Origin of the sequence: Streptomyces sp. NPDC048523 (assembly GCF_043199815.1) — a bacterium.
Classification (GTDB): domain Bacteria; phylum Actinomycetota; class Actinomycetes; order Streptomycetales; family Streptomycetaceae; genus Streptomyces.
The window spans coordinates 57,478-75,217 of sequence record NZ_JBICWQ010000010.1 but is presented as its reverse complement, the minus strand read 5'-3'; the positions used below and the strand labels follow the sequence as shown (position 1 = coordinate 75,217).

22 protein-coding genes are annotated in these 17,740 nt (G+C 70.7%); 4 read left to right on the top strand and 18 right to left on the bottom strand.

Annotated features, from left to right (window positions below):
* The first annotated feature begins 85 nt into the window (after nt 1-85).
* A complete protein-coding gene (locus tag ACGFWE_RS37015) occupies nt 86-1,909 on the top strand; it encodes an endonuclease/exonuclease/phosphatase family protein (RefSeq protein WP_393604523.1) in 1,824 nt (607 codons plus the stop codon).
* Nucleotides 1,910-1,937: 28 nt separating this feature from the next.
* On the opposite strand, the gene ACGFWE_RS37010 is transcribed toward ACGFWE_RS37015, so the two are convergent.
* The 3 genes from ACGFWE_RS37010 to ACGFWE_RS37000 all read right to left on the bottom strand — a co-directional run bounded on the left by ACGFWE_RS37010 (nt 1,938) and on the right by ACGFWE_RS37000 (nt 4,055).
* Nucleotides 1,938-2,672 (bottom strand): SRPBCC domain-containing protein, encoded by a 735-nt coding sequence (locus ACGFWE_RS37010; protein WP_393604521.1) that lies wholly within the window; start codon nt 2,670-2,672, stop codon nt 1,938-1,940.
* Between the two features lie 3 nt (nt 2,673-2,675).
* A complete protein-coding gene (locus tag ACGFWE_RS37005) occupies nt 2,676-3,272 on the bottom strand; it encodes a helix-turn-helix domain-containing protein (protein ID WP_352390531.1) in 597 nt (198 codons plus the stop codon).
* An 81-nt stretch (nt 3,273-3,353) separates the two neighbouring features.
* Complete coding sequence (locus ACGFWE_RS37000; protein WP_352390532.1) at nt 3,354-4,055, bottom strand: antibiotic biosynthesis monooxygenase; 702 nt, start codon at nt 4,053-4,055, stop codon at nt 3,354-3,356.
* A gap of 79 nt (nt 4,056-4,134) precedes the next feature.
* Between ACGFWE_RS37000 and ACGFWE_RS36995 the strand changes: the two genes are divergently transcribed.
* Complete coding sequence (locus tag ACGFWE_RS36995; protein ID WP_393604518.1) at nt 4,135-5,124, top strand: YihY/virulence factor BrkB family protein; 990 nt, start codon at nt 4,135-4,137, stop codon at nt 5,122-5,124.
* 108 nt (nt 5,125-5,232) lie between these two features.
* Here the strand turns inward: ACGFWE_RS36995 and ACGFWE_RS36990 are convergent, their stop codons facing one another.
* Genes ACGFWE_RS36990 through ACGFWE_RS36975 form a run of 4 tightly spaced genes read right to left on the bottom strand, consistent with a single transcriptional unit; the run spans nt 5,233 to nt 7,021 of the window.
* Nucleotides 5,233-5,733 carry a DUF3618 domain-containing protein gene (locus tag ACGFWE_RS36990; RefSeq protein ID WP_352390534.1) on the bottom strand — a complete coding sequence of 167 codons (501 nt, stop codon included), beginning with the start codon at nt 5,731-5,733 and terminating at the stop codon, nt 5,233-5,235.
* On the bottom strand, nt 5,730-6,149 hold the full coding sequence (locus ACGFWE_RS36985; protein WP_352390535.1) for a phage holin family protein: 420 nt from the start codon (nt 6,147-6,149) through the stop codon (nt 5,730-5,732). The genes ACGFWE_RS36990 and ACGFWE_RS36985 overlap by 4 nt, the downstream gene beginning before the upstream one ends.
* Before the next feature lie 51 nt (nt 6,150-6,200).
* The gene (locus ACGFWE_RS36980) at nt 6,201-6,896 is read right to left on the bottom strand and encodes a hypothetical protein (RefSeq protein WP_352390536.1); all 696 of its coding nucleotides are present in this window, start codon (nt 6,894-6,896) and stop codon (nt 6,201-6,203) included.
* A complete protein-coding gene (locus tag ACGFWE_RS36975) occupies nt 6,893-7,021 on the bottom strand; it encodes a hypothetical protein (protein WP_352390537.1) in 129 nt (42 codons plus the stop codon). Before ACGFWE_RS36975 ends, ACGFWE_RS36980 begins: the two co-directional genes overlap by 4 nt.
* A gap of 152 nt (nt 7,022-7,173) precedes the next feature.
* On the opposite strand from ACGFWE_RS36975, the gene dapA reads away from it, so the two are divergent.
* Nucleotides 7,174-8,064: a 4-hydroxy-tetrahydrodipicolinate synthase gene (gene dapA / locus ACGFWE_RS36970; protein WP_393604515.1), complete on the top strand. Its 891-nt coding sequence runs from the start codon at nt 7,174-7,176 to the stop codon at nt 8,062-8,064.
* Here the strand turns inward: dapA and ACGFWE_RS36965 are convergent, their stop codons facing one another.
* The 7 genes from ACGFWE_RS36965 to ACGFWE_RS36935 all read right to left on the bottom strand — a co-directional run bounded on the left by ACGFWE_RS36965 (nt 8,065) and on the right by ACGFWE_RS36935 (nt 13,807).
* Nucleotides 8,065-9,291 carry a WD40 repeat domain-containing protein gene (locus ACGFWE_RS36965; RefSeq protein WP_352390539.1) on the bottom strand — a complete coding sequence of 409 codons (1,227 nt, stop codon included), beginning with the start codon at nt 9,289-9,291 and terminating at the stop codon, nt 8,065-8,067. It lies immediately after the preceding gene.
* Complete coding sequence (locus ACGFWE_RS36960) at nt 9,288-9,857, bottom strand: SigE family RNA polymerase sigma factor (protein WP_352390540.1); 570 nt, start codon at nt 9,855-9,857, stop codon at nt 9,288-9,290. The genes ACGFWE_RS36965 and ACGFWE_RS36960 overlap by 4 nt, the downstream gene beginning before the upstream one ends.
* A 276-nt stretch (nt 9,858-10,133) precedes the next feature.
* Entirely contained in the window at nt 10,134-11,123 is a 990-nt protein-coding gene (gene dapD, locus ACGFWE_RS36955) for a 2,3,4,5-tetrahydropyridine-2,6-dicarboxylate N-succinyltransferase (protein WP_352390541.1), read from the bottom strand.
* A gap of 111 nt (nt 11,124-11,234) precedes the next feature.
* Nucleotides 11,235-12,236, bottom strand: a complete 1,002-nt coding sequence (locus ACGFWE_RS36950; RefSeq protein ID WP_352390542.1) for a CU044_5270 family protein — start codon at nt 12,234-12,236, stop codon at nt 11,235-11,237.
* A 2-nt stretch (nt 12,237-12,238) separates the two neighbouring features.
* Nucleotides 12,239-12,844: a sigma-70 family RNA polymerase sigma factor gene (locus ACGFWE_RS36945; RefSeq protein ID WP_352390543.1), complete on the bottom strand. Its 606-nt coding sequence runs from the start codon at nt 12,842-12,844 to the stop codon at nt 12,239-12,241.
* Nucleotides 12,845-12,929: 85 nt separating this feature from the next.
* On the bottom strand, nt 12,930-13,487 hold the full coding sequence (locus ACGFWE_RS36940; RefSeq protein ID WP_352390544.1) for a TetR family transcriptional regulator: 558 nt from the start codon (nt 13,485-13,487) through the stop codon (nt 12,930-12,932).
* Nucleotides 13,487-13,807, bottom strand: coding sequence for a multidrug efflux SMR transporter (locus ACGFWE_RS36935; protein WP_352390545.1), 321 nt, complete (start codon nt 13,805-13,807; stop codon nt 13,487-13,489). Before ACGFWE_RS36935 ends, ACGFWE_RS36940 begins: the two co-directional genes overlap by 1 nt.
* Nucleotides 13,808-14,022: 215 nt before the next feature.
* Between ACGFWE_RS36935 and ACGFWE_RS36930 the strand changes: the two genes are divergently transcribed.
* Nucleotides 14,023-14,835: an AbfB domain-containing protein gene (locus ACGFWE_RS36930; RefSeq protein WP_393604511.1), complete on the top strand. Its 813-nt coding sequence runs from the start codon at nt 14,023-14,025 to the stop codon at nt 14,833-14,835.
* A 67-nt stretch (nt 14,836-14,902) separates the two neighbouring features.
* Here ACGFWE_RS36930 and ACGFWE_RS36925 read toward each other — a convergent pair whose 3' ends face one another.
* Genes ACGFWE_RS36925 through sufC form a run of 4 tightly spaced genes read right to left on the bottom strand, consistent with a single transcriptional unit; the run spans nt 14,903 to nt 17,737 of the window.
* Nucleotides 14,903-15,235 carry a metal-sulfur cluster assembly factor gene (locus tag ACGFWE_RS36925; RefSeq protein ID WP_028809645.1) on the bottom strand — a complete coding sequence of 111 codons (333 nt, stop codon included), beginning with the start codon at nt 15,233-15,235 and terminating at the stop codon, nt 14,903-14,905.
* Nucleotides 15,232-15,702 (bottom strand): Fe-S cluster assembly sulfur transfer protein SufU, encoded by a 471-nt coding sequence (sufU, locus tag ACGFWE_RS36920; RefSeq protein ID WP_352390547.1) that lies wholly within the window; start codon nt 15,700-15,702, stop codon nt 15,232-15,234. Before sufU ends, ACGFWE_RS36925 begins: the two co-directional genes overlap by 4 nt.
* 17 nt (nt 15,703-15,719) lie before the next feature.
* Nucleotides 15,720-16,976, bottom strand: a complete 1,257-nt coding sequence (locus tag ACGFWE_RS36915) for a cysteine desulfurase (protein ID WP_352390548.1) — start codon at nt 16,974-16,976, stop codon at nt 15,720-15,722.
* Nucleotides 16,973-17,737: a Fe-S cluster assembly ATPase SufC gene (gene sufC, locus ACGFWE_RS36910; RefSeq protein ID WP_352390549.1), complete on the bottom strand. Its 765-nt coding sequence runs from the start codon at nt 17,735-17,737 to the stop codon at nt 16,973-16,975. The genes ACGFWE_RS36915 and sufC overlap by 4 nt, the downstream gene beginning before the upstream one ends.
* Between the last annotated feature and the right edge of the window lie 3 nt (nt 17,738-17,740).

Genomic DNA, 17,740 nt, shown 5'->3' with positions numbered 1-17,740 from the left:
TCGCCACCGCCCCACAGGTCGCGGCTCCCCCGTTTCACGTTCACCCTCGTCCCAGGCGCCTACGTCCGTCCCCGGAGGGATCCCGTTGCCGAGCAAGAAGTCCGCGCGTCTCGCCGCGCTCACCGTCGCCGCCCTGTCGGCGGCCTCCACCGTCGTCCTCGTCTCGCCCGCCCACGCGGCCGCGGTGAGCATCCATGACATCCAGGGCGCGACCCGGATATCCCCGTACGCCGGTCAGAAGGTCACGGATGTGGCCGGAATCGTCACCGGTGTGCGTACCTACGGCTCCTCCAAGGGTTTCTGGATCCAGGATCCGAACCCCGACGCCGACCCGGCCACCAGTGAGGGCGTCTTCGTCTTCACCAGCTCCGCCCCGAAGGTCGCCGTGGGTGACGCCGTGACGGTCACCGCCACGGTCTCGGAGTACGTCCCGGGCGGCACGTCGACCGGGAACCAGTCGGTGACCGAGATGACCAAGCCGACCGTCACGGTCGTCTCCAGCGGCAACGCCGTCCCGGCGGCCACGGTGATCGACGCGAGGTCGGTGCCGGCCGCGTACGCCCCGGAGGGCGATGCCGCCGCGGGCAACTCGATCAACGGCCTGACGCTGCAGCCGAAGAAGTACGCCCTGGACTTCTACGAGTCCCTGGAGGGCATGAACGTCAAGGTCGCCGACACCCGCGTGGTCGGCGCGAGCGACCCGTACACCGAGCTGTGGGTGACGGTGAAGCCGCGCGAGAACGCCACCGCGCGGGGTGGCACGCTCTACGGCTCCTACAGCTCGCAGAACACCGGCCGGCTGCAGATCCAGTCGCTGGGCGCGACCTCGGCCTTCCCCGTCGCGAACGTCGGTGACGTCCTCACCGGCTCCACCGCGGGCCCGCTGGACTACAACCAGTTCGGCGGCTACACCCTCGTGGCGAACGAGATCGGCACGCTGAAGAGCGCCGGCCTCGCGCGGGAGACCACGCAGAAGCAGAAGAACGGCGAGCTCGCGGTCGCGACGTACAACGTCGAGAACCTCGACCCGACCGACGCCACCTTCGAGGAGCACGCCTCCGCGATCGTGAACAACCTGAAGTCGCCCGACATCGTGTCCCTGGAGGAGATCCAGGACAACAACGGCGCGAAGGACGACGGCACGACCGCCGCCGACGTGACGGTGAACAAGCTGATCGACGCGATCGTCGCGGCGGGCGGCCCGAGGTACGAGTCGCGCTCGATCGACCCGGCCAACGACACGGACGGCGGCGAGCCGGGCGGCAACATCCGCCAGGTGTTCCTGTTCAACCCGGAGCGGGTCTCCTTCACGGACCGCGCGGGCGGCGACGCCACCACGGCGGTGGGCGTCACCAAGGTCCACGGCAAGGCGCAGCTGACGGCCTCCCCGGGCCGTATCGCGCCGACGGACGCGGCCTGGAAGTCCAGCCGCAAGCCGCTGGCCGGTGAGTTCGTCTTCCGTGGCCGCACGGTCTTCGTGATCGCCAACCACCTCAACTCCAAGGGCGGCGACCTCGGTCTGACCTCGGCGACCCAGCCGGTGCCGCGCAGTTCGGAGATCCAGCGCCACCAGCAGGCGGCCCTGGTCAACGCCTTCGTCAAGGACATCCTCGACACCCAGAAGAACGCGGACGTCATCGCCCTGGGCGACATCAACGACTTCGAGTTCTCCGACACGGCGAAGATCCTGGAGGGCGACGGCGAGCTGTGGTCGGCGATCAAGTCGCTGCCCAGGAGCGAGCGTTACAGCTACGACTACCAGGGCAACCAGCAGGTCCTGGACCAGATCCTGGTCAGCCCGTCGATCCGGCGCGGCTGCGACTTCGAGTACGACAGCGTGCACATCAACTCGGAGTTCCACGACCAGATCAGCGACCACGACCCGCAGGTGCTGCGCTTCAAGCCGTAACTCCCCGAGGGCCGTAACTCCCCGATGGTCAGGCCTGGTTGAACACCCCGTTCAGCCAGGCCTGCCACTCGTTCTCGCACTCCTTGATGTCGGCGTCCGCCGAGAAGTCGTGCAGGGAGATCCCGATCGGGTGGCCCCAGTGGTTGCGCCCGAAGACACGGGTGAGTGACCGGTCGGTGCGCAGCCCGATGAAGTAGGGGTTGCGGAAGTCGACCACGGCGTCGAAGGTGTCCGGGCCGTGGACCGTCACGCGCGTACCGGCGGCCACGTCCTCGCCGACGCCGAGGGCCCGTCCCACGACGGCGAGGGCGTCGGAGGCCTTGGACGCCTCGGGTCCGTCGAAGGTCGCGAAGGCGGCCGGGCGGGGCGCGAAGTGGGTCAGGTACTCGCGCAGGGTGTGCAGATAGAAGTCGGTGTGCTTGGCGGCACCGTCGTACTGGTTGTCCCAGTCGTCGACGAAGATCCCGCTGTGCACGTACCGCACCCAGGCCCGCCGGCCCTCGTCGCGGGGTTCGACGGTGTAGTCGAGCTGGTTGAGGCTCTGCTCGGAGATGCCCTCGACGTCCTCGACCCGGTTGGTGTAGCGGTGTGGCGGGTCCCAGGCGGTGACCGTGGACCCGAAGGGGCCCTTGCCGCCGACGCGGGGCTCGGGCGGCTCCATCGGCCACAGATAGCCGCCGGTGCCGGTGGTGATCGCCTCCCACACCTGCTCGGGCGTGGCGTCGACCTCGAACTCGCGGGCGATCTCGAACTCTCTGGACATGATCTACTCCAACTCGCTCTGTTTCAGCGTGGGATGGACGGCCACCACGATCCGGTGATCACGTCCCCCCTCGGCGTCCGGGGCGTCGTACTTGCGGATCAGGCCGGTGACTCCGACCGTCAACTCCTCGATGAACGCGGCCCGTTCGGCGGCCGAGGCGAAGCGCACCTCGCCGTCCAGCGCGTACGTCGCCAGCCGCTTGCGGGCCTTCGTCGCGCCGGTGATCAGCGAGCCGACGTCCCGCACCAGGCGGGCGCCGAGCGCGAGGAGCCAGCGCGCGGAGAGCTGGTCGCGGAAGCGGTCCGGGTCGGGCTGCACGGCGGCGAGGGCGAGCGGTGAGATCACGTACGACGCCGCGGTCGCCCGCATCAGCCGCTCGGTGACGTTGCCCTTGCGGCGCTCCCCCGCGAGCTCGACCAGGCCGTGCCGCTCCAGCGCCTTCAGGTGGTAGTTCACCTTCTGCCGGGGCAGTCCGACCTTGCCGGCCAGCATGGCGGCCGACGCGGGGCCGGCCGCCAGCTCGGCGAGCAGCCTCGCCCGTATGGGGTCCAGGGAGACGGCTGCGGCCTCGGGGTCCTCGATCACGGTGACGTCCAGCATGGGTCCACCGTCTCACCGAACACTTTTTTTGTCCAGACGGTTCGAGTTTTCGGTGAGACGCCTGGGACGCCCTGGGACGCCCTAGCCGGGAATCAGCCCGAGGGCGTGGTCGTACCGGCTGACCACGCTGCTCTTCAGCCCCGGCCAGGTCTGCACGCGCTCCCAGCGGTCCGAGGCCGAGCCGATACCGTCCCCCGGCGCGGCGAGCGCGTCGAGGTGGGCCTGGGCGCTCTCCCACTCGGCGTAGTTGAGGACGCGGGTGCCGTCGGTGCTGAGGTGGAAGTGGCCGCTGATACCGCCGGGGTGCGGATCGGGCTCGCTCTCCAGTGCGTCGAGGACGGCGTCCACCCAGGCGCGCTGCCGGTCGGGGTCGGGTCCGTCGAACTCGATGTCGACGATCACGATGCAGCCGGGGACGCGCGGGTCACCGTCCCGGGCGGCGCTGCGGTAGTGCCGGTAGCGGCCGAGGCTGAGGCGCTCGATGCCCGGAACGACGGTGTCGATCTCGTCCACCCGCTCCTGCCGGTGCGTCTTGACGAAGGCCTCGTAGGCCTGCTCGCTCACCCACTGCGAGTAGTGCATCAGGGTGGCGGCGTCGTGCCCGCTGTAGAGGTGATAGCCGAGCAGGCCGTCGGTGGGCCAGGGCCGTCGCTCCCAGACGGCGGCGATGGCCTCGACGGTCTGCCGCTGGCGCAGGGGGGTGCCCACACGCCAGTGGCTGAAGAAGGGAGCACCGACGCGAGGGTCGGTCAGGTCGGGGTGGGTGTCGGTACGACGTGTCATGCCGACCACCCTCCGACCTCAACCACGATTCAGGTCAAGTCGGCGATTCGGAAGGGGGTTTCGGGAGACCCGCCACGACATGGACGAGCAGGCCGACGACCAGCCCAGCAGCCCTTCCAAGTTGCCCGCGAGCTCCTGGCGCGCGGTGCTGCAGCGCACGGGGAAGGAGTTGCTGGACGACGAACTCGCCGACCGCGCGGCGGCGTTGACGTACTACGGCGTCCTGTCGCTGTTTCCCGCCCTGCTGGTGATGGTCTCCCTGCTGGGCGTGGTGGGACAGCGCGCCACGGACAAGATGCTGGACAACATCGGGGACCTCGCACCGGGCCCGGCCCGGGACATCCTGCGGGACGCGGTGGTCCAGCTCGGCGACAGCGGCGGCACGGGCAGCGTCCTTGCGATCCTCGGACTGCTCGCCGCGCTGTGGTCCGCCTCCGGGTACGTCGCCGCGTTCATCCGTACGTCCAACGCGGTGTACGACCTTCCCGAGGGCCGCCCGGTGTGGAAGCTGACACCGCTGCGGCTGGCCCTGACCGTGACGCTGATGCTGATGCTGGCGGCGAGCGCGCTGATCGTGGTGTTCACGGGCCCGCTGGCCGAACGGGCGGGCAGGGCGGTGGGGTTCGGTGACGCGGCGATCGCGATCTGGGGTGTGGCCAAGTGGCCGGTGCTGCTGCTCCTGGTCGTCATGATGATCGGACTGCTGTACTGGGCCGCCCCCAACGTCCGCGGCCGCGGCTTCAGTTGGATCTCCCCGGGCAGCGTCATCGCCACCCTGGTCTGGCTTGCCGCCTCCGCGGGTTTCGCTCTCTACGCCGCCAACTTCGGTTCGTACAACAAGACGTACGGCACCCTCGCCGGTGCCATCGTCTTCCTGGTGTGGCTCTGGCTGACGAACCTGGCGATCCTGCTGGGTCTGGAGTTCGACGCGGAGCTGGCGCGGGAGCGGGCGATCGCCTCCGGCGCGGCCGGGCCGACTCAGGAGCCGTATGTGGAGCCCCGGGACACGCGGAAGTGGCCGCCGAGGTTGCGGGCGGCCCGGGCGGCGCGGGCCGCCCGGAGCAAGTGAGCCGACCGCGACCATCCGGCACGCGCACGCGCGGACGTGGGCGGCACCCTGGCTCCGGGTGCCGCCCACGTCGGGCCTTCGGCGTACCGAGGCCTACTTCTTCGGGACCTACTTCTTCGGGTACCGCCACGACACGACGACGATCGCGGCCAGGGCCGCGCCGACGATCAGCGCCGGCCGCGGATTCCGTACCACCGCCATGACCAGCGGCCGGGCCGGCCCGGGCACGTGCTCCGCCCTGCGCTCCAGCGCGGCACTCGTCTCCGATGCCTTGCCCTGGGTGATCCGGCCCGCCCGCTGCGTCCGGTCCTGGACCTGGTGACCGGTCCTGGCCGCCCGGTCCTGGACCTTGTGGCCGGCCTGCGTGGCCTTGTCGTGCACGGTGTGACCTGCCTGCGCCGCGCTGCTGCGCAGCTGCACGGTCATCGCGCCCGCCTTGTCCCTGAGGTCTGCCGCACGGGCCCGCGCGCGCCCCTTCACGTCCATCTTCCCTGCCAGCTCCTCCACCGTGTCGCCGAGTTCACTGCGGGTCCGCTCGATCTGGCGCCGCAGCTCGTCGGGTCCCTTGGCCCCCGTCGCGGGGGGCTCGCCGCTCGTCCTGTCCGTCATCGGTGCGCCCTTTCCCTGATCTCCTCGACGTCCGCCTTGACGCTGCCGAGGGCCTCCTCGGGCGTCGGGGGTGTGGCACGGCGCAGCTGGGCGCGGCCGAGGGCGGCGAGCACCCCCGCGATCACGAACAGCACAGCCGTCACGATCAGCGCCGAGGCCCACACCGACAGCACCAGTGAGAGCGCGGCGGTGGCCGTTCCGGCCAGGGCGAGCAGACCCGCGTAGGCGAAGGCACCGGCGGCACCGAGCAGCCCGCCGCCCTTCCCGGCCCGCCGACCCTTCTCGGCCAGCTCCTCCTTCGCGAGGGCGACTTCCTGCCGTACCAGCCGGGAGACCTGTTCGCTGGCCTGTCCGACGAGTTCGCCCACCGAATGATGTTCGTCGTGCGCCGGCCTGGGGGCCGTGGTTCCGGTCACGTGTTCCGCCTCCTCTCGGTCGGACCACCCGGGTACCCGGCCCGGCCCCCGCTACCCCACCTGCGGGCCGCCGTCCGGGCCGCGCTGTCCGAGCCGGGCCAGCTGGCTCTGGAACCAGTCGAGCCGGGCCTGCAACAGGGCTGCCTCCGCGGCGAGTTCGGGCACTCCGAGCTCCTGGGGCAGACCGGGATCGCCGGGCTCGAGGACGGTGGCCGGCCGTGCCACCACCCGCAGCCCCTCTCCGGCCAGCCGGGCGAACCCGGCGAGCGAGACGGCCGTACGTCCGCGCAGGCAGCCCGCGCAGGAGGGGACCAGGGCCCGCCAGCCGGGTCTGCCCCAGCCGGCGTCGGCCAGGGCCGCCGCGACGGTGCCGCAGGCGCAGGGTCCGACGGTGGCGGTGCGCACCCGCTGGCGGGCGTAGCGGAAGCCGAGCTCGAAGCGGAGGTAGCGGCCGAGGACCAGGACGTCGAGGAGGACGGCCGTGCGGTGCTCGGCCGTACACAGCAGGGCCTCCGCCGCCGCGCGGTCGTGCACGCAGTGGAAGCCGCAGTCGCAGCGGCGGTTCGGCGCCCGGTGCCGCAGGCCGTAGACGCAGGACGCGTCGGCCAGGACTCCGTACGGCCGCGCGCCGCCGAGCGACACACCGGTGAACCCGGCCCGGGTGCCGTCCTGGGACAGCACCGGGTGGGCGATCTTGTATCCGGTCGGCGGCTCCGTCGGTCGTTCCTCCGGAAGCCGCAGCCTCATCGGGCCGCCGGAACCTCTTCGGGGGCCTTCAGTTCCTTGATCTCCTCCGGAAGTTCGAGCTCCTCGTCCTGGATCTGCGGCCGCTCCTCGGCGACTCCGGTGGCCAGTGCCTTGCCGAGCTTCATGACGCCTCCCACACAAAGGGGTCCTTCTCGCCATGGTGACCCATGAGGGCCGCAATGCCCATAGGGCCGCCCCGGACGCCGTAGCAACCCTTCGCATTGTCTCGTAGAAGAATTAAGTGGAGCTTCACCGTCGGCGGGCCGAGACTGCTGCCATGACGACTTCGCCCCCTTTCGGCCGCGCGCTCTGCGCCATGATCACCCCCTTCACCGAGGCGGGCTCGCTCGATCTCGACGGCGCTCAGCGGCTGGCCGCGCGGCTGGTGGCCGAGGGCTGCGACGGCCTCGTGCTGTCCGGCACGACGGGTGAGTCGCCGACCACGACGGACGCGGAGAAGGCGGCGCTGGTGACGGCGGTACGGGAAGCGGTGGGCGCGGGGGCGTCGGTGGTGGCGGGGGTGGGCACCTTCGACACCCGGCACACCGTGGAGCTGGCCCTCGCCGCCGAGAAGGCGGGCGCGGACGGGGTGCTGGTGGTCAGCCCCTACTACAGCCGGCCGCCGCAGGACGCGCTGGAGGCGCACTTCCGCGAGATCGCGGACGCCTGCGCACTGCCCGTCATGCTCTACGACATCCCGGGCCGCACCGGCACCCGCATCGAACCCGAGACGATGATCCGGCTCGCCGAACATCCCCGGATCGTCGCGGTCAAGGACTGTTCCTACGACTTCCTGGGCGCCCAGAAGGTCCTGGACCGCACGGAGTTGGCGTACTACGCGGGCTGCGACGAGCACATCCTCGCCCTGTACGCGGTGGGCGGCACGGGATACGTCAGCACGGTGGCCAACGTGGTCCCGGCCGAACTCCGCGCGGTCCTGGACACGTTCGAGGCGGGCGACACCCCCGTGTCCGCCCGCCTCCAACAACGGGCCACGCCGCTGATCGAGGCGATGATGTCGGCGGGCCTGCCCGGCACGGTCACTGCCAAGGCCCTCCTCAACGCGCTCGGTCTGCCGGCGGGCCCGGTCCGCGCCCCGCTGCGGCCCGCCGACCGGGAGACGGCCGACGGGCTGCTGGCGGAGTACGAACGCCTCGTGGCCGCCTGATCAGGGCTGGGCGAACAGCGGCTCCCAGCGCCGGGCGTCCCCGTCGTTGCCCGCCCGGAAGCCGCTGAGCGGGACCTCCTTGTCGCTGCCGACGGTGACGAGCACGAGCCGGTTGTGGAACTCGTTCTTGTCGTTCTCGCCGATGTCCCAGGCGATGAGCTGCTTGTTGCCCACCCAGGCCAGCAACTGCTGCCCACGCACCTCGGTCTTGGCGCCGGTCCTGGCGTCGAGGACCCAGGACGAGGTCTTCCACTTCGCGCCCGCGAAGTCACCGGCGACGAGCATGCCGCTGGGCGACTTGCCCGCGTCGACGAACCACTCCAGGTACCTGTCCTGCGCGGGCGTGGGGACCTTGACTCCCTTGAGGTCCCAGAACTCCTTGCCGATGTCCCCCATCGGGTTCCCGGCCCAGACGTGCCGCCCGTCGTCGGTGAGAGCGAAGTCCTGGCGGGAGTTGAGGAAGCCACTCCCGAACTCACCGTTGTCGGAGGCGAGTTTCACCTCGTTCCAGGCGCCCTTCCCGGAGGCCACGTCGAGGACGTAGAAGCCGGTGCGGCTCGATGTCCGCTCCTGATCCCAGTCGTCGGAGCCCTGCGTCTTGATCAGCAGATCGGGGTTCTTGCTGTATGTCGTGGCGACGAGCTTGCGGCCGTCGCGGGAGAAGGCGAGTCCGCCGACGCCGTGGTCGACCGGGATCCACCGCGCCACCTTGCCGGTGGCCAGGTCGAGCAGGCCGATCCGGGAGGCGGGCAGGTCCTGTTCGAGGACGGCGGCGGTCTTCGCGCCGGGGGCGACGGCGACCCAGGACCAGTCCGCGGCCCTGGCGTACTCGCCGGTCCTCGGGTTCAGCAGGTGGTAGGTGCGCCGGTGGACGGCGGTCTCCGCGGTCTTCTTGACCGTCCCCGGGACGGAGTACCCGGCCAGGGTCGTGCCCCCGACGGAGATCTCCTCGCGCGGCGGGGACTGGTCGGGGTGGGCCTTGGTCTTCTTCTCCACCACGACCCCGCCGCCGCCCGAGGGCCGCACGTCCTCCTTGCCGGAGTCCAGCAGCGGCACCGCCACCCCGACGGCGACCACGGCGAGGGCGGTCACGGCGGCGGCCGCGATCCTGCGGTTGCGGCGGCGGCGCCGGACGGCGAACACCCGGTCGGCGAATCCCACAGCCGCCGGGGACTCTTCGGCGGCCTGTTCACGCAGTGCGTCGCGCACGATGTCGTCGACGTTCACGGACGCACCTCCACGGGCGAATAGTCACGGGCGTCGAACCGCTCGGCCTCCGCGGGCCCGAGGGCCGCCAGTTCGGGGGCGAGCTGACGCAGCCGGGCCAGCGAACGGTGGGTGGTGGACCGCACGGTGCCGACCGAGCAGCCGAGCAGGCGGGCCACGTCGGCCTCGGGCAGGTCCTCGAAGTAGCGCAGCACCAGCACGGTGCGCTGGCGTGCGGTGAGCCGGGAGAGGGCCTCGCGTATCACCAGGCGCAGTTCGGCCGCGGCGGCGGTGTCGGGGCCGGGCTCGCCGGTGCCCGGCGGTTCGGGCGGCTCGGCGACACTGACCTCCCGGCGGGGCCACTTCAGCCGCCAGCGGCTGACCTGCTGGCGGTAGAGGACCTGCCGTACGTAGGCCTCCGGTTCGTCGATCTTCTGCCACCGCCCGGCCGCCTTCACCAGGGCGTTCTGCAGCAGGTCCTCACCGGCGTGCCGGTCTCCGCCGCACAGCAGCACGGCGGTCTTCAGCAGAGCGGACGACCTGCTGTCCACGAAGTCCCGGAAACTCTCCAGCCCTTCGGCATTCATCGTCACCTTCTCTTCCCCGGCGACACCTGTGCGCCGCCCCTCCGATCCTTGTGACGCGTGCGGGTCGCCGCCGCTATGCCACCCCCACGAAAAAAAGTCGCCGCGGAGGAACTCTGTCCTCTGCGGCGACTTTCGGTGGCGCGGGATCAGTTACAGGAGTACCCGTGACCCACCCGGGGGCTGTTGTGGGAGGCGGTGCCGGTCTCGGCGGCGTGTGCGCTGCCGACGGGCAGCAGACACGACACGGCCAGGACCGCCAGACCGCCCGTCGCGGGGTCAGTTGTGGCTGTGCAGGACGTCGTTGAGGCCGCCCCAGACCGCGTTGTTCGGGCGGGCCTCGACCGTGCCGGTGACGGAGTTGCGGCGGAAGAGGATGTTCGAGGCGCCGCTGAGCTCGCGGGCCTTGACGATCTGGCCGTCGGGCATGGTGACCCGGGTGCCCGCGGTGACGTAGAGACCGGCCTCGACGACGCACTCGTCGCCGAGCGCGATGCCGACGCCCGCCTCGGCGCCGATCAGGCAGCGCTCGCCGATGGTGATGCGGACGTTGCCGCCGCCGGAGAGCGTGCCCATGGTGGAGGCGCCGCCGCCGATGTCCGAGCCGTCGCCGACCACGACACCGGCGGAGATGCGGCCCTCGACCATCGACGTGCCGAGCGTGCCCGCGTTGAAGTTGACGAAGCCCTCGTGCATGACGGTGGTGCCCGCGGCGAGGTGCGCGCCGAGGCGGACCCGGTCGGCGTCGGCGATGCGGACGCCCTTGGGGGCCACGTAGTCCGTCATGCGCGGGAACTTGTCGACGCTCGTCACCGCGAGGTGCAGGCCCTCGGCGCGGGCGTTGAGGCGCACCTTCTCGATCTCGTCGACGGCGACCGGGCCGAGCGAGGTCCAGGCGACGTTGGGCAGGAGGCCGAAGATGCCGTCCAGGCTCTGGCCGTGCGGCTGGACCAGACGGTGCGAGAGCAGGTGCAGACGCAGGTACGCGTCGTGCGTGTCGAGCGGCTTGTCGTCGAGGGAGGCGATGACCGTGCGGACCGCGATCACCTCGACGCCACGGCGGGCGTCCGGTCCGATCGCCTTGGCGGCGCCTTCGCCGAGCAGTTCCACGGCCCGGTCGGCCGAGAGCCGCTCGGTGCCGGCCGGGCCGGGCTCGGCAGAGAGCTCGGGAGCGGGGAACCAGGTGTCGAGGACGGTGCCGTCGGCGGCGACGGTGGCGAGGCCTGCGGCGATGGCGCCGGTGGTGCGCGGAGCAGTCGTGTCGGTCATGAGGGAAACCTAACCGGCGCGGGGCACGGTACGCGAACCCGTACACGGGGCGTCTCGGGTGATGGGCGGCCCGCACTCCCCCGTGGTGCGGGCCGCCCGGTCCGGGGCGGGTCAGCCGCGTTCCCCCGCCTTGTCGACCACCGCCCTCGCGAGGAGCGAGTTGCCGCCGACCACCTTCTCGCCGAGGACCAGGCGCATGCCGACGATCCGGTAGGTCTGCGGATCGATCAGCCACTGGTCCCGCATCGTCGCCCCGCTCTCGGCGTCGGCGGACCGCGCGTGGTGTTCCAGGGCGATCACCCGGCGTCCGGAAGCGGTCTCGACCAGGTGGTCGACGACTGTGCCGCCCGGCAGGGTCGCGAGCGCCCGGTAGAGCGAGGCCAGCCCCTTGGACGGCAGCACATCGGCGCCGAGGAGGACACTGATCTCGGTGTAGTCGTTCTCCGCCTGGGACGCCTCCTTGGGATCGGCGATGGCGTTCTTCTCGCGCAGTGCCCGCAGGGTCTGCTCACCGTCGGCGGGCAGCGCGGCCAGGACCCGGTACATCTCGCGCGCCGACCGGTCGTCCCCCTCCCCGCCGTTCTCCAGATGCATCGCCCTGGTGGTGAGGTGGAGCTCGGAGCCCGTGCGGTCGAGCTCCATCGTGGCCATCGCGGTGCCGTCGTAGCGGATCCAGTTCTCCTGCGGACCCGCCAGCAGCTTCACCGCGCCCTCCGCGTGCTGTGCCTGCTCGTCGAGCGGTTCCTGCGCCGCCTTGGTGTAGATCCACTGCCCGGCGGCCGGCACCGGGCCGTCCGGCTCCGCGGCGACCACGTCGGCGGCCCGCCGCAGGAGCTCGGCCGCGCTCACGCCCTTCAGGGACACCGTGGGGGTGACAGCGGGCTGTACCTTCCGTCCGCCGCCCCCGCCCGCCAGCAGGGCCGCGGTCACGGCGACGGCGGTCACCGCGGCCACGACGGCGACGATCACGAACTCCCGGCGCCGCCACAGCGTCCACCGCCGTTCTCCGGTCCGCGCCGCCTCCAGCAGCCGTGCCCGTCCCGGCGCGAGCCGCGCGCGGTCGGGCACCGGCGCCTGGGCGCGCAGTTCACGCACCTTCGTCATCTCGTCCATCGCTACGCCACCTCCGCCGCGTCGCTCACGAATGCGGGATCGGCGCCCAGCGTCGTACGCACCTTGCGGCGCGCCCGGTTGAGCCGGGAGCGCACGGTGCCGACCGGGATGTCCAGGGCCTCGGCGACCTCCTGGTAGGTGAGGTCGGCCCAGGCGACGAGCAGCAGGACATGCCGGTCCGCGGCCGACAGGGCGGCGAGGGCGCCGGCGAGCGGTCCCTGGGCGGCGATCCTGCTGTCCGTGTCCTCGACCCAGGACTCGCTCCAGGACGCGGCGAGGGGGTCCTGCCCGGTGCGGGCCAGCGCCTTCAGTGCCCGGACCTCGGAGCGGCGCTGCTTGCCGATGAGGTTGCCCGCTATGCCGTACAGCCAGGGACGGGCGTTGGGGCGGGCCAGGTCGTAGCGGGAACGGATCCGGAACGCGACGAGGAAGGTGTCCGACGTGATGTCGTCGGCCGCGCCGTCACCGAGGCGGCGGGCCGCGTACCGGTGGATGTCCGGCGCGTAGCGGTCGTAGAGCCGCGCGAACAGCTCCGGCTGCGCCAGCGACCGGGCGACGACCTCCGCGTCGTCCTCCGTCCGTGCCGTGGACGACGGTGGCCCACTCACAAGGCTCCCCCTGGTTCGTCGGTGTGTGCGTGACACCTCCTGTTGCCCGATGGGCCGCGAAGAGTTCACGGCGGGCGCGGGAATCTCAGCGCGTCACCGGGGTCCCGTCCGGGATCACCCGCGCCAGCACCTCCCGCGCATACTCCTCGTCGTACGGCACCCCGGTCAGCAGCACCTGGAGACAGATCCCGTCCATCAGCGCGACCAGCGCCCGTGCCGTGACCCGGTCCGTGCGGCGGGCGAGGCGTTCGGCGAGGTCGTCGGCCCACTCGGCGGCGACGGGGCGCAGGGCGGGGCGGCGCAGGGCGGCGAGGTAGAGCTCGTACTCCAGCTCGACGCCGGTGCGGTCGCCGCCGAGCCAGTCGCCGAGGATCCGGGCGAGCCCGGCGGCCAGGTCACCGCCGGGGTCGTCCAGGGCGCCGTGCGCGGCGACCGCCTTGGCGAAGCCCTCGCTGGCCTGGCGCAGCGCGGCGACCATCAGCTCGTCGAGGCTCTTGAAGTGGTACGTCGTCGATCCGAGCGGCACATCGGCCGCGGCGGCGGCGCTGCGGTGGCTCAGTCCCGCGAGCCCCTTCTCCCCCACGACCCGGATGGCGGCGTCGATGATCCGCTGCCGGCGCTCGGGGTCGTACCGCCGGGCCATCAGTGCGCCCCGCCCAGGTTCAGGACCACGACGCCGACGATGATCAGCGCGATCCCGGCGGCCTTGGTGACCGTCATCCCCTCCCCGAGGAAGACCATCCCGATCGCGGCGATGGCCGCGGTGCCCGTTCCGGCCCAGATCGCGTAGGCGGTGCCGACCGACACCGTCTTCAGCGTCTGGGCGAGCAGCGCGAAGGAGAGGACGTACCCGAGCACGGTCAGCAGCGAGGGCCCGAGCCGGCTGAAGCCCTCGGTGTACTTCATGGCCGTGGTCGCTCCGACCTCGGCGGCGATGGCTCCGGCGAGCAGCAGGTATCCCATGTGTACGAGCGTACATAACGGCGGGTCGCCGTCGCCGCATGTGAGCGGGCTGAGAGTCCGCTGAGCGGGGAATGTGGAAACCGGCCGGTTCAAAGGGCTGCTCGGGACCGCCGGTAACCACTAGTGTTCCTCCGAACCACTTGTGTTTCACCATTCACATACCGCGCCACCACAGCAGCGGCACGTCGCCTCGCGTCGCGCCGGAGGAACAGCGCATGCCCGAAGAGAAGTCCCGGCCGCCCCAGAACCGCCCCTGGGAGAACGGCTGGACGTTGGACACCTCCCGCACGCCCGGCACCCGACGGCTCTATCTCGCCGGGGCGCTGGCGGTGGCCACGATCATCGCCTGTGTGGCGGCGATAGCCGCCACCGACAACAGAGGTGACGATCCGTCAAAAACCGCACGGGACGAGGGAGGCCTGATCTCCTTCTCCTCGCAGCCCGCGGCGACCACGGCGCCGCAGGGCGACAGCGGCCTCTCCTCGGTGTCCCCCACTCCCCGGGGCCCGAGGCAGCAGGGCACCGGCCCCACCGTCGCGGTCACGGCCACCCCGAAGCCGCCCAAGCCCACGGCTTCCAAGGGCAGTTCGGCCAAGCCGAAGCCCTCGGTGACCTACCGCTCGATCCACTCGGTCAACTACCCCGACCGCTACTGGCACGTGGACGACGGCTATGTGGGCCTGGACCCGGTCCGCGGTTCGGAATCCCGCGAGGATTCCACCTTCAAGCAGGTCAAGGGCCTGGCGAACGCCTCGTGTTACTCGTTCACCACCCATGACGGCAAGTACCTGCGCCACCGCAACTTCGTCCTGCGGGCCGACCGCAATGACGGCTCGTCACTCTTCCGGCAGGACGCCACGTTCTGCCCCAGGGACGCCGCCTACACCAGCGCGACGATGCTGGAGTCGGTGAACTACCCCGGCTACTTCCTGCGCCACAGCAACTTCGTGATCCGTCTGGAACGCTTCGAGTACAGCTCGCAGTATCTGTCGGACTCGTCGTTCCAGCTGGTGGGCGGCCTGGCCTGAGCCGCGTCCGAGCACGGGAAAGCGGCGGCACCCGGAAGGTGCCGCCGCTTTCCCACGTGCACGTCTGTCAGACGTTGAACCCGAGCGCCCGAAGCTGCTCGCGTCCGTCGTCCGTGATCTTGTCCGGGCCCCACGGCGGCATCCACACCCAGTTGATGCGGAGTTCGCTGACGAGGCCGTCCGTGGCGGACTTGGCCTGGTCCTCGATGACGTCCGTCAGCGGACAGGCCGCCGAGGTCAGGGTCATGTCGAGGGTCGCGATGTTCGCGTCGTCGATGTGGATGCCGTAGATCAGGCCGAGGTTGACGACGTCGATGCCCAGCTCGGGGTCGACGACGTCGTACAGCGCCTCGCGGACCTCTTCCTCCGAGGCCGGCTTCATCTCAACGGTCTCGCTCATGCCGTCTTCCTTTCGGCGTCGGCTCCGGCGTCCAGCGCCTGGGCCGTCGCGTCCTTCCATGCCATCCAGCTGAGGAGGGCGCACTTGACCCGGGCCGGGTACTTGGAGACACCGGCGAACGCGACCGCGTCCTCCAGTACCTCCTCCATCGCGTCGTCGGGCTCGATCCTGCCCTTGGACTGCATCAGCTCGAGGAAGGTCTCCTGGATCCGCTGCGCGTCCGCCAGGTCCTTGCCGACCAGCAGATCGTTCAGTACAGAGGCGCTGGCCTGGCTGATCGAGCAGCCCTGGCCCTCGTAGGAGACGTCCTCGATCGTCGTGCCGTCGTACTTCACTCGGAGGGTGATCTCGTCGCCGCACGTCGGGTTCACGTGGTGCACCTCGGCGTCGCCATCCCTGAGACCACGCCCGTGCGGGTGCTTGTAGTGGTCCAGGATGACTTCCTGGTACATCGAGTCCAGCTTCATGCGATAGCCCGTTCCCGTCAGCCGAAGAAGTTCCGTACGTGCTCCAGCCCCTCGACCAGTGCGTCGATCTCGGCCGGAGTGGAGTACAGATAGAACGACGCTCGCGTGGTCGCGGGAATTCCGTACCTCAGGCAGACCGGCCGCGCGCAGTGGTGGCCGACCCGGACCGCGACGCCCTGCTCGTCCAGGACCTGGCCCACGTCGTGCGGGTGGATGTCACCGAGCGTGAAGGAGATCGCCGCGCCCCGGTCCTCGGCCGTGGTGGGGCCGATGATCCTGAGGCCGGGGACCTCCGCCAGGCGCTGGACCGCGTACTCGGTCAGCGCGTGCTCGTGGGCGAGGATCTTGTCCATGCCGATGGCCTGGAGATAGTCGATCGCCGCGCCCAGACCGACCGCCTGCGCGATCGGGGGGGTGCCCGCCTCGAACTTGTGGGGCGCCGGAGCGTACGTCGACGAGTGCATCGACACGGTCTCGATCATCTCGCCGCCGCCGAGGAACGGGGGCAGGTCCTCGAGGAGTTCCTGCCGGCCCCACAGCACGCCGATGCCCGTCGGTCCGCACATCTTGTGACCGGTGAAGGCCACGAAGTCGGCCTGGAGAGCCTGTACGTCCAGCGGCATGTGCGGCGCGGCCTGCGAGGCGTCGATGCAGACCAGGGCACCGACCTGCTGTGCCCGGCGCACTATCGCCTCGACCGGGTTGACCGTGCCCAGGATGTTGGAGACCAGCACGAAGGAGACGATCTTCGTCTTCTCGGTGATGATCTCGTCGATGTTGGACAGGTCGAGGCGGCCGTCGTCGGTCAGCCCGAACCACTTCAGCTTCGCGCCCGTGCGCTGCGCCAGCAGCTGCCACGGCACGATGTTGGAGTGGTGCTCCATCTCCGTGATGACGATCTCGGTCTCGGAGTCCACGCGGTAGGGCTCGTCCGCCCAGCCCAGCATGTTCGCCACGAGGTTGAGCGACTCGGAGGCGTTCTTGGTGAAGATCACCTCGTTGCGCGAGGGCGCGTTGATGAACTCGGCGACCTTGTCGCGCGCGCCCTCGTACAGCGCCGTGGCCTCCTCGGCGAGCACATGCACACCGCGGTGGACGTTGGCGTTGTACCGCTCGTAGTACTCGCTCAGGGCGTCCAGCACCTGGCGCGGCTTCTGCGAGGTCGCCGCGTTGTCCAGGTACACGAGCTTCCGGTCGTCGTGGACCAGGCGGTCCAGGATCGGGAAGTCCTTGCGGATCGCCTCGGTGTCGAGGAGGCCCGGCAGCTGCGTCACGCGGATACGCCACCCTTCGTGTATGCCTCGTAGCCCTCGTTCTCCAGCTTGTCGGCGAGCTCGGCGCCGCCGGACTCGACGATGCGACCGCCGGAGAAGACGTGGACGAAGTCGGGCTTGATGTAGCGCAGGATGCGCGTGTAGTGCGTGATCAGCAGGGTGCCGACCTCGCCGGTCTCGCGGACGCGGTTGACGCCCTCGGAGACGACCCGCAGGGCGTCGACGTCGAGGCCGGAGTCCGTCTCGTCGAGGACCGCGATCTTCGGCTTGAGCAGTTCGAGCTGGAGGATCTCGTGGCGCTTCTTCTCACCGCCGGAGAAGCCCTCGTTGACGTTGCGCTCGGCGAAGGCCGGGTCCATGTGGAGGCGCTCCATGGTCTCCCTGACCTCCTTCACCCACGTCCGCAGCTTGGGAGCCTCGCCGCGGATGGCGGTGGCGGACGTACGGAGGAAGTTGGAGACCGAGACGCCGGGGATCTCGACCGGGTACTGCATCGCCAGGAACAGGCCCGCGCGGGCGCGCTCGTCGACGGACATCTCCAGGACGTCCTCGCCGTCGAGGGTGACGGTGCCGCCGGTGATGGTGTACTTCGGGTGACCCGCGAGCGAGTAGGCGAGCGTCGACTTGCCGGAGCCGTTGGGGCCCATGATGGCGTGCGTCTCGCCCTGCTTCACGGTGAGGTCGACGCCCTTGAGGATCTCCTTCGTGGCGTTGTCGGCCTCGACGGTGACGTGCAGGTCGTGGATTTCAAGCGTTGCCATGGG

Bases quoted from the DNA above. Each gene is read 5' to 3' on its own strand.
- ACGFWE_RS37010 (WP_393604521.1), bottom strand. From the start codon at position 2,672: ATGTCCAGAGAGTTCGAGATCGCCCGCGAGTTCGAGGTCGACGCCACG.
- ACGFWE_RS37005 (WP_352390531.1), bottom strand. From the start codon at position 3,272: ATGCTGGACGTCACCGTGATCGAGGACCCCGAGGCCGCAGCCGTCTCC.
- ACGFWE_RS37000 (WP_352390532.1), bottom strand. From the start codon at position 4,055: ATGACACGTCGTACCGACACCCACCCCGACCTGACCGACCCTCGCGTC.
- ACGFWE_RS36995 (WP_393604518.1), top strand. From the start codon at position 4,135: ATGGACGAGCAGGCCGACGACCAGCCCAGCAGCCCTTCCAAGTTGCCC.
- ACGFWE_RS36990 (WP_352390534.1), bottom strand. From the start codon at position 5,733: ATGACGGACAGGACGAGCGGCGAGCCCCCCGCGACGGGGGCCAAGGGA.
- ACGFWE_RS36980 (WP_352390536.1), bottom strand. From the start codon at position 6,896: ATGAGGCTGCGGCTTCCGGAGGAACGACCGACGGAGCCGCCGACCGGA.
- ACGFWE_RS36975 (WP_352390537.1), bottom strand. From the start codon at position 7,021: ATGAAGCTCGGCAAGGCACTGGCCACCGGAGTCGCCGAGGAGCGGCCG.
- dapA (WP_393604515.1), top strand. From the start codon at position 7,174: ATGACGACTTCGCCCCCTTTCGGCCGCGCGCTCTGCGCCATGATCACC.
- ACGFWE_RS36960 (WP_352390540.1), bottom strand. From the start codon at position 9,857: ATGAATGCCGAAGGGCTGGAGAGTTTCCGGGACTTCGTGGACAGCAGG.
- dapD (WP_352390541.1), bottom strand. From the start codon at position 11,123: ATGACCGACACGACTGCTCCGCGCACCACCGGCGCCATCGCCGCAGGC.
- ACGFWE_RS36950 (WP_352390542.1), bottom strand. From the start codon at position 12,236: ATGGACGAGATGACGAAGGTGCGTGAACTGCGCGCCCAGGCGCCGGTG.
- ACGFWE_RS36940 (WP_352390544.1), bottom strand. From the start codon at position 13,487: ATGGCCCGGCGGTACGACCCCGAGCGCCGGCAGCGGATCATCGACGCC.
- ACGFWE_RS36935 (WP_352390545.1), bottom strand. From the start codon at position 13,807: ATGGGATACCTGCTGCTCGCCGGAGCCATCGCCGCCGAGGTCGGAGCG.
- ACGFWE_RS36930 (WP_393604511.1), top strand. From the start codon at position 14,023: ATGCCCGAAGAGAAGTCCCGGCCGCCCCAGAACCGCCCCTGGGAGAAC.
- ACGFWE_RS36925 (WP_028809645.1), bottom strand. From the start codon at position 15,235: ATGAGCGAGACCGTTGAGATGAAGCCGGCCTCGGAGGAAGAGGTCCGC.
- sufU (WP_352390547.1), bottom strand. From the start codon at position 15,702: ATGAAGCTGGACTCGATGTACCAGGAAGTCATCCTGGACCACTACAAG.
- sufC (WP_352390549.1), bottom strand. From the start codon at position 17,737: ATGGCAACGCTTGAAATCCACGACCTGCACGTCACCGTCGAGGCCGAC.